Source organism: Methanobrevibacter sp., assembly GCF_045541095.1.
In the GTDB taxonomy this organism is placed as follows: Archaea; Methanobacteriota; Methanobacteria; order Methanobacteriales; family Methanobacteriaceae; genus Methanocatella.
Window position 1 is genome coordinate 1 of record NZ_JAZQIJ010000229.1, and the last position, 8,457, is coordinate 8,457.

Annotated in this window: 9 protein-coding genes; 6 read left to right on the forward strand and 3 right to left on the reverse strand. The window is 35.2% G+C overall.

Annotated features, from left to right (window positions below; all coding sequences use genetic code 11):
• Positions 1 to 250 precede the first annotated feature (250 nt).
• The 5 genes from ACKI2P_RS09790 to ACKI2P_RS09810 all read left to right on the forward strand — a co-directional run bounded on the left by ACKI2P_RS09790 (position 251) and on the right by ACKI2P_RS09810 (position 5,324).
• Entirely contained in the window at positions 251 to 1,855 is a 1,605-nt protein-coding gene (locus tag ACKI2P_RS09790; RefSeq protein WP_407377238.1) for an ABC transporter substrate-binding protein, read from the forward strand.
• A gap of 69 nt (positions 1,856 to 1,924) precedes the next feature.
• A complete protein-coding gene (locus tag ACKI2P_RS09795) occupies positions 1,925 to 2,920 on the forward strand; it encodes an ABC transporter permease (protein WP_407377239.1) in 996 nt (331 codons plus the stop codon).
• Between the two features lies 1 nt (position 2,921).
• On the forward strand, positions 2,922 to 3,764 hold the full coding sequence (locus ACKI2P_RS09800; protein ID WP_407377246.1) for an ABC transporter permease: 843 nt from the start codon (positions 2,922 to 2,924) through the stop codon (positions 3,762 to 3,764).
• Between the two features lie 11 nt (positions 3,765 to 3,775).
• Entirely contained in the window at positions 3,776 to 4,723 is a 948-nt protein-coding gene (locus ACKI2P_RS09805; RefSeq protein WP_407377240.1) for an oligopeptide/dipeptide ABC transporter ATP-binding protein, read from the forward strand.
• Entirely contained in the window at positions 4,713 to 5,324 is a 612-nt protein-coding gene (locus ACKI2P_RS09810; RefSeq protein WP_407377241.1) for an ABC transporter ATP-binding protein, read from the forward strand. The genes ACKI2P_RS09805 and ACKI2P_RS09810 overlap by 11 nt, the downstream gene beginning before the upstream one ends.
• A 69-nt stretch (positions 5,325 to 5,393) precedes the next feature.
• Here ACKI2P_RS09810 and ACKI2P_RS09815 read toward each other — a convergent pair whose 3' ends face one another.
• Together ACKI2P_RS09815 and ACKI2P_RS09820 are read right to left on the reverse strand one after the other, a co-directional pair.
• Positions 5,394 to 6,008: an ABC transporter ATP-binding protein gene (locus ACKI2P_RS09815; protein WP_407377242.1), complete on the reverse strand. Its 615-nt coding sequence runs from the start codon at positions 6,006 to 6,008 to the stop codon at positions 5,394 to 5,396.
• Position 6,009: 1 nt separating this feature from the next.
• Entirely contained in the window at positions 6,010 to 6,957 is a 948-nt protein-coding gene (locus ACKI2P_RS09820; protein WP_407377243.1) for an ABC transporter ATP-binding protein, read from the reverse strand.
• A 165-nt stretch (positions 6,958 to 7,122) separates the two neighbouring features.
• Between ACKI2P_RS09820 and ACKI2P_RS09825 the strand changes: the two genes are divergently transcribed.
• Positions 7,123 to 7,686, forward strand: coding sequence for a GNAT family N-acetyltransferase (locus ACKI2P_RS09825; protein ID WP_407377244.1), 564 nt, complete (start codon positions 7,123 to 7,125; stop codon positions 7,684 to 7,686).
• On the opposite strand, the gene ACKI2P_RS09830 is transcribed toward ACKI2P_RS09825, so the two are convergent.
• A complete protein-coding gene (locus ACKI2P_RS09830) occupies positions 7,683 to 8,372 on the reverse strand; it encodes a 4Fe-4S double cluster binding domain-containing protein (RefSeq protein ID WP_407377245.1) in 690 nt (229 codons plus the stop codon). The genes ACKI2P_RS09825 and ACKI2P_RS09830 overlap by 4 nt on opposite strands.
• Positions 8,373 to 8,457: the final 85 nt, after the last annotated feature.

An 8,457-nucleotide genomic window follows, 5' to 3' on the forward strand; every position in this document is an offset into this window, starting at 1 on the left:
TATTATTTTCACTATTTTTTTTAAAATTAATTATTTGTTTATATTTTTTAAATAATTGTTATAAATCTATTAAAAATAATACTTTTTATTGAATGTTATCGGAAATTTTAAATACTTATTGAGATTAAATGTATAAGTGTAATATCTTTATATTAATAAGTATTACTATTTTCTTAAATTTATATAATAAAGTAATACTATTTTCAGATATTACTTTATTTGTAAATATAATCATTATTGGAGAAAAAATATGGATAACAAGATTATAATAGGTGCAATTGTAGCTGTTATAGCAATAATCGGTGTAGCTGCAGTTGCTTTAGGTGGGGGCAGTACAGAACATGCTCCAAATGAATTGGTGGCTTGTGTCGCTGCTCACGGTGAAGAACCTGAATATGGTTTTGACCCAATGCATGGTTGGGGATACCATGATTCCGGAACTGAACCACTTATACAAAGTACAATTCTCAAAAGAGACAAAGACAATAATTTTGTAAATGACTTGGCGACTGATTATGAAATTTCTGATGATTTTAAGACATACACAGTAACTATTCGTGATGATGTAAACTTCACCGATGGTTCCAAATTAACTGCTAAAGATGTGGCATTTTCATATAACAAAGCAAAAGAATTAGGTGAAGGTGCCGACTTAAGTTCAATGAATGAAGCTAAAGCTAATGGAAACAAAGTTGTATTTGAACTTAACAAATCTGACTCTACATTCATTAACAAATTGACTGACGTAGGTATTGTTCCTGAAGCTAATTACAATGAAGATTCCTACGGTCAAAACCCGATAGGTTCAGGACCTTATAAATTAGCTCAATGGGATAAAGGTCAGCAGTTCATCCTAGAGAAAAACCCTGACTATTATGGAAAAGAACCATACTTCGAAAAAATCACAAATCTCTTCCTTGATCCTGATGCAGCATTTGCAGCAGTCAAAAACGGTGATGTTGACATTGCTGAAGTACAGGTATCCTATGCAAATGAAACTGTTGACGGATATCACTTAGAATACTTTGATTCTATTGATGTACGGGGTATTTCACTGCCAACACAAAACAACACTGGTAAAATGAGTGAAGACAACATCACTATCGGTAACAATGTAACTGCAGACCCTGCTATCAGAGAAGCTATCAATGTAGGTATCAACAGGGAACAATTGTTAGAGGGTGCATTAAACGGATACGGTGATGTAAACTACAACGGTGTAGCTGACCAATTGGATTGGTCATTTGACTCTTCATTCAACGACAGTAATGTTGATGAAGCTAAAAAAATACTTTCAGATGCAGGATGGAACGATACTGACGGTGATGGAATCGTTGAGAAAGACGGCCAACGTGCAGAATTTTCAATCTATTACAATTCACAAGCATCTGAAAGACAAGCTATTGCTGTAGCTGTTGCAGAACAAGCTAAACAAATCGGTATCGAAGTAACTCCTGTAGGTGGAAGCTGGGATGACATCACTCCTAACATGTTCAGCCAAGGTGTAGTATTCGGATTCGGTTCAGCTGATCCGATGGAAATTCAACATCAATACGATTCAAGAGTGGCATGTGCAGGTTTCGATAACGTGGAAGGACTTAACGATACTGAAGTTGATTCATTAATCGATTCCGCAATGGAACAAGACCTCAACGCTTCATACGCAACTTGGTCTCAAGCAGCTCAACAAGCTAACTCTCACTACCCATATATCTGGGTAGGAACCATGGACTACACTTACTTCGTAAGTGACTCCTTAGACATTTCCAACAGCACACATCTCATCTATCCTCACGGTGGAGATATTTGGGGTAACATCTACGATTGGAAACGTGTCAACGAAACTGCAAGTTAAATAAAAAATATTCAAATGAGTTATCTGATAACTCATTTCCATTCTTTTTTTTAAACAAATTAATAAGAGATGATTAAAATTAATACTGGGAAATTAGCTAAATTTTTAGGTTTTAAAGCAGTTCGGCTGCTTATTCTATTGATTGTTGTTGCAGCTATAAGCTTTATCATTGTTCAATTATCTCCTATTGATCCTGTAAGAGCATATTTAGGTCAAAGAATTGTAACTCAAGAGCAATTGGCTATTGTTGGAGAGTATTGGGGTACAAATCTGACTCTTGGTGAAAGAGTATTGGGCTGGCTTCAGACTTTGGCATCTGGAAGCATGGGATTTTCATTAATCTACAGAGTTCCGGTAACTGAAGTTATTGTTCAGAAATTCACCTCATCATTTATTCTCATGATAGTTTCATGGATAATTTCAGGTATTGTAGGATTTGGTTTAGGCGTTCTTGCAGGTGCAAAGGAGGGGACATGGATTGATAAGGTAATTAAAACCTATTGTTATGTATTGCAGTCTTCTCCAACTTTCTGGATAGGTTTGGTAATCCTGATGGTATTTTCAGTTTATCTTGGATGGTTTCCTATCGGCCTTTCAGTTCCAATCGGGCAGCTTTCTGATACGGTAACGTTTTGGCAGTGGTTGTACAGGTTGATACTACCTGCATTTACTTTAAGTATTGTTGGAATTGCTTCCCTTACAATGTATACAAGGGATAAGCTTATCAGCGTTAAGAAAAGCGATTATTTTTTATTTTCTAAAGCAAGAGGTGAAAGCTTCTGGGGAATGATTAAAAATCACGGTATAAGAAATATTCTGCTTCCTGCAATTACAATTCAATTCCTGTCTTTCAACGAACTTTTTGGTGGAACAATTCTTGTGGAACAGGTATTTGCTTATCCTGGAATCGGTCAGGCAACCGTGGCTGCAGGATTAAGGTCTGATGTTCCGTTGCTGCTGGGTATTGTAATCGTAAGTACAATATTCGTATTTGTAGGAAACCTTCTGGCGGATGTGATTTATGAATATGTTGACCCAAGAATAAGGAGTGAGAACGATGAGTGAAATGCCATGGTATAACAGGGGTTTGTTCTCTTCCTTGAACCTAAGGCAGAAAACACTTTTGACTATTGGCCTTACATCATTGGTTTTAGTTGTGATATTCATAAGCGGAACACTGATTAATGCCAATTTGCCGACAGACTTTTCCATAAAAATGCAAGGTCCGTCATTCGAACATCTTTTTGGTACTGACTGGATGGGTAGGGACATGTTTATTCGGACACTTAAGGGTTTAAGTTTAAGTATAGTCATCGGGTTAGGGGCTTCCATCATTTCAAGCATCGTCGCAACACTTTTAGCATTCCTTGCAAGTACTAATAAGGCAGCAGATACATTTGTATCATGGTTAATTGATTTATTCGCATCAATACCTCACATTCTTTTGATTATGATGATATCTATCGGATTTGGTAAAGGGGCATTTGGTGTAACGATGGCAGTAGCGTTTTCCCATTGGGTAAACCTGACAAGGGTGCTGAGGGCTGAAGTACTGCAGATTCAGACATCAGAATTTGTAGCATTGTCTGGAAAATTCGGAAAAAGCAAATTATGGATAGCAAGACAGCATATACTTCCTTTGGTTATGTCACAGATATTTGTAGGAACCTTGCTGGTATTTCCTCACGCAATCATGCACGAATCAAGTGTTACGTTCTTAGGATTCGGTTTATCTCCACACGAGCCTGCAATTGGTATTATATTGTCCGAATCAATGTCATATCTTGCAATGGGTGCCTGGTGGCTTGCATTCTTCCCGGGTCTTTCATTGCTGATTGTGGTGTTGCTGTTTGATATTATTGGAGATAATCTGAAACGATTATTTGATCCTTCTGAGGCTAATAACTAAGGGGTGATTTTATGGAAAAAGTTTTAGAAGTAAATAATTTATCAATATCCTTTACTCAATATGTCCAGGGATTGAATAGGCATGATTTGAAGGTAATTTCTGATTTGTCACTAGACGTTAATGAAAAAGAAATTGTAGCAATTTTAGGGTCAAGTGGTTCAGGTAAAAGTCTTTTGGCCCATTCTATTTTAGGGATTCTGCCATACAACGCACATGTTACTGGTGAAATAAAATATAAAGGAAATACATTAACCCAAGAAAATAAGGAAGAACTAAGAGGTAAGGAAATATGTCTGATACCTCAATCCGTAAATTTCTTGGATCCTCTCATGAAGGTATCGGAGATTGCAATCGGAGAATGTCAAAACGACAAGGAGCACGACGAGAAAAAGGTAAAGCAAAGGGAAATCTTTGCAAAATATGGCTTAAATGAAAGTGTTGATGAAATGTATCCTTTTGAGTTGTCCGGAGGCATGGCCAGAAAAGTTCTTTTGTCCACTGCACTGATGAACAATCCGGTTTTACTGATTGCAGATGAGCCGACACCCGGTTTGGATGCACAAAGCGTAAAGGAAACCATCATGGATTTAAAAAATCTTAAGGAAAATGGTCAAAGCGTTTTGCTGATTACTCACGAAATCGATGTTGCCCTAAAAACGGCGGATAGGATAGCAATATTTTATTCGGGTTATGTAATTGAAATAAATACGGTAGAAAATTTCAAAAATCAGCATAATTTACTGCATCCTTACACTCAAGCTTTAATCGAGGCATTGCCTAGAAATGGTTTCAAGTTTACTGAAGGAGTTCAGCCTTTGGAAGTTGTTTCAGGATGTCCGTATTATGAAAATTGTCCGATACGCACTGGGAAATGTGAAAATAACATACCTGACTTGGTTGAACATGAAGGAATAATGATTAGATGTTTTAATTACTTGGAGGGGAACTATGAATCTTAATGCAAGCAATATTTCATTTTCATACACTAAAAAAAGACCCATTTTGAAGGATGTTTCATTATCTCTGAGCAGCGACAAGGTCATTGGTTTGATAGGGGATAGCGGTAGTGGTAAAAGTACCTTATGCAAAATCCTTGCAGGTTACATTACCAATTTCTCGGGTGAAGTAACAATCGATAATCAAAAAATACCAAATAAAGATTTTTATCCTGTTCAGTTGATATTTCAGCATCCAGAAAAGACCATGAATCCCAAATGGAAAATGGAAAAAGTTTTGACTGAATCATGGAATCCTCCTCAGGAGTTAAGAGATACATTTGGTCTTAAGGATAACTGGCTGGGACGTTGGTCCAGTGAACTTTCCGGCGGAGAACTGCAGCGTTTCAGCATATTGAGAGCACTCAATCCAAATACAAAATTCATCATTGCAGATGAGATAAGTACCATGCTTGATGCATTAACGCAGGTGCAAATATGGGAAGCGCTCCTTAATTATTCCAAAGCTAATAACATAGGTATACTGGCTGTTAGCCATGACCCTGAATTGCTTGAAGTGGTATGCGATGATATTTTGCGTTTTGATGAAATCAATAATCTTTAAAGTTTAAAAACATTTTGAGAGTTCAAAACTCTCTTCATTTTCTTTTTAAAAAAAGGAAGATGTGAATGGTTAAACACCATTAATATCTTTTAAATAAATTTTATCGTCACATATGGTATCAACCAAATCCATGTCGTGACTTACAAGTAAAAATCCCATATTTCTTTGCTTTACGGTTTTCAAAACTGAATCTAAAATCTGTACTTGAGTAATTGCATCAAGCATTGTTGTCATCTCATCGGCTATCAGGAATTTGGTTTCTGGGTTTAGTGACCTGAGAACAGAAAATCGTTGAAGTTCTCCTCCTGATAACTCCTGTGGAAATCGGGTCAGCCAGGTTTTTTGAATACCGAATTCTGCAAGCATTTCATTTGTCACATCCCATGATTCTTCTAATACCTGACTCATTTTCCATTTTGGGTTCATTACTTTTTCAGGATGCTGATAAATTAGTTGCACAGGTTTAAATCCTTTTTTAGGAAGGGGATTTCCATCGAAGGTAACGCTACCTTCAAATTTTGTGACATAACCTGATAATATTTTGCATAATGTTGATTTTCCACTACCGCTGTCTCCAATCAGTCCTATGATTTTGCTGTTGTCAAGTTCAATATTGACATCTTTTAACAGGTAATCTTTAGCTGAAGGATATTTGAATGATACATTTTCTGCTTTAAGTTTCATTTTACACACCTTCTTCATATTTAAAGCATCTTACTTTCTTATTGCCTAAATCAATTAGCTGAGGCCTTTCCTTTTTGCATCTGTCAAAGTGCATTTCGCACCTGTCATAATAAGGACAACCTTCAGGGATTTCGCCGTGTAAGGGTTGGAATCCTTTAATCAGTTCAAATCCGTTTGCAGGCAGTGCCTTGTATAATGCTTTTGTGTACGGGTGGAGTAGGTTTTCACCGTCTCCTGAAAAGTCTTTGTTTTCTGCAATTTCAATTACATATCCTGAATAGAAAATTCCAATTCTGTCTGCTATTTCCAGTGCGGCATGTATATCGTGGGTAATCAGCAATACTCCAACACCGGATTCCTTCATGTGTTTGAAGTGGTTTAGAGTTTCTTTAACCGTTTTTTCATCCAGACCAGGAGTAGGTTCGTCTGCTACTACAAGTTTTGGGTCGGATAGTAGGGCGGTTGAAACAAGCACTCTTCTAGCCATTCCTCCGGATAATTGAAATGGATACATTTCATCAACTTCAGGGCCCAGATTATAGTGTTCAAAGATTTCCCTTTGTTTCAATTTTTTTGCCTTTCTTTCATCATCGTTTTGTGTGCTGCCTATGGCCTGGTCGGAAATTTTCATTAGAGGATCTAAAAAGTTTACTGATTGTGGTATTAAAGCTATTTCTTTACCTCTGAGTTCTTCTTTATCTTCCTGTGAGAGTGTTTTTCCTTTGTATTTTATTTCTCCATTTAAGTTAGCATTTTCAGGAAGAATTCCAAATATTGCATGGGCCAGCAAACTTTTTCCAGATCCGCTGGAGCCTAATACTGCCAATATTTCTCCTTCAAATACATCAAGTGTTAAATCTGTGATAACTTTCAAATCTCTCTGATTTAAGCCTTTGGTGTATTGCATAAATGAAATTGAAACATTTTCTACATCTAATAATTTTTCCATTAACTCCACCTTTTTTTTCAAATATTTTTTTGATTTATAAGTAAATGATAATCTTTAAATACTAATTTGTACTTTATCAATATTAAAGTTATTCAAAAATTATCAAAAAGTATTACTAATAACATATATTTTACAAAAAAAGTAATAATTTATGAAGTGATGATTATGAATGTAATTATTAAATCATTGAACAATGATGCGAATATCATCAAAAAAGTAAAAAAATTCTTATTTGCTCAAATCAAGCAGGAATTTGGATATGACTATGTTCCAAAATGGCATCAGGATATTGTAAATCTTGACGAGTACTATATTAATCCTCAAAGGAATAATTTTTTCATAGCCCTTGATGAAAAAACTAATGAAATTATAGCTACAATTGGTATAAGGGCATATGATAAGGATTTTAAAGAGTTTCGCGGAATTTACTCAAAAGATTCTACATCAAGTATTTGGCGATTGTTTGTCGATAAGAGATATAGGCGTTGTGGTTTGGCTTCAAAAATGTTTAATGTTGCTGAAAATTTTGCATATGAAAGTAGTTATGATAATATTTACTTACACACTCATAAAAACTTAAATGGAGCTCTTGATTTCTGGACCAAAATGGGTTTTATTATTACTTTAGATGTCGATGATGAATTGGAGACAGTTCATATGGAAAAAAAGATTTTAGGCATTAAATTACCTTCAAGTCCTTCTATTTTCAATTATGCTGTAGAATTTTAATTTTTAATATATTTTTGCGTATGTGGACAGGCGTAAATGCATTTTCCACATACTGTATCTGGTTTTCCTAGATTTTCCTCAGAAACGATAAGGGCATATTTTTCACATTTTTTGTCATCATAAAAATCATTTCTTTTAAGTTTATGATTCCATTCTATTCCACTTATTGCATTTCCAGGACATGCATCTTTACAAATCATGCATTTTCCACATTTGGAGTTTAAAATTGGTTTTCCAATTTCCAATGGGGCATTTGTTAAAACGGATGATAATCTTAATGCGGATCCGTATTTTGAGGTAGTGAATAATGCGGATTTTCCAATCCAACCAAGGCCTGCACGTGTGGCAATGGTTTTATGAGGCAGTTCAAATGAGTTGTATTGTCCAAAATCAGTTCCTAATCTTTTTTTTGTTTGTGCATATGCTTTAAATCCATTGTCAATTAAAAATTCTTCACATTTCATTCCCAGTGCATCTAATCTTAAATTAAGACTTATCAATTCTTTAAGATATTCTGGTGTAGGAGCATTTTCCATATTTCTAATGATGGATTTCGGATAGGTTATATAAAAAACAACTCCGGTATTTAATTCTGGTTTTGGTGAAAAATGGGTTATATCTGCATAACCGACTTCTTTAGCACCTTCTTTTAGTAAAAATTTTCTTAATTTTAAAGACAATGACATGGGAATAGTTTAGTTTATTAAATATTTATATTTAATTTTAGTATTATTTTGACTAGTTTAAATAATTCATATTTTTTTAATAGGG

Excerpts from the sequence above, each read along its gene's own strand:
- ACKI2P_RS09790 (WP_407377238.1), top strand. The coding sequence starts at position 251 with ATGGATAACAAGATTATAATAGGTGCAATTGTAGCTGTTATAGCAATA.
- ACKI2P_RS09795 (WP_407377239.1), top strand. The coding sequence starts at position 1,925 with ATGATTAAAATTAATACTGGGAAATTAGCTAAATTTTTAGGTTTTAAA.
- ACKI2P_RS09800 (WP_407377246.1), top strand. The coding sequence starts at position 2,922 with ATGCCATGGTATAACAGGGGTTTGTTCTCTTCCTTGAACCTAAGGCAG.
- ACKI2P_RS09805 (WP_407377240.1), top strand. The coding sequence starts at position 3,776 with ATGGAAAAAGTTTTAGAAGTAAATAATTTATCAATATCCTTTACTCAA.
- ACKI2P_RS09810 (WP_407377241.1), top strand. The coding sequence starts at position 4,713 with ATGAATCTTAATGCAAGCAATATTTCATTTTCATACACTAAAAAAAGA.
- ACKI2P_RS09815 (WP_407377242.1), bottom strand. The coding sequence starts at position 6,008 with ATGAAACTTAAAGCAGAAAATGTATCATTCAAATATCCTTCAGCTAAA.
- ACKI2P_RS09820 (WP_407377243.1), bottom strand. The coding sequence starts at position 6,957 with ATGGAAAAATTATTAGATGTAGAAAATGTTTCAATTTCATTTATGCAA.
- ACKI2P_RS09825 (WP_407377244.1), top strand. The coding sequence starts at position 7,123 with ATGAATGTAATTATTAAATCATTGAACAATGATGCGAATATCATCAAA.
- ACKI2P_RS09830 (WP_407377245.1), bottom strand. The coding sequence starts at position 8,372 with ATGTCATTGTCTTTAAAATTAAGAAAATTTTTACTAAAAGAAGGTGCT.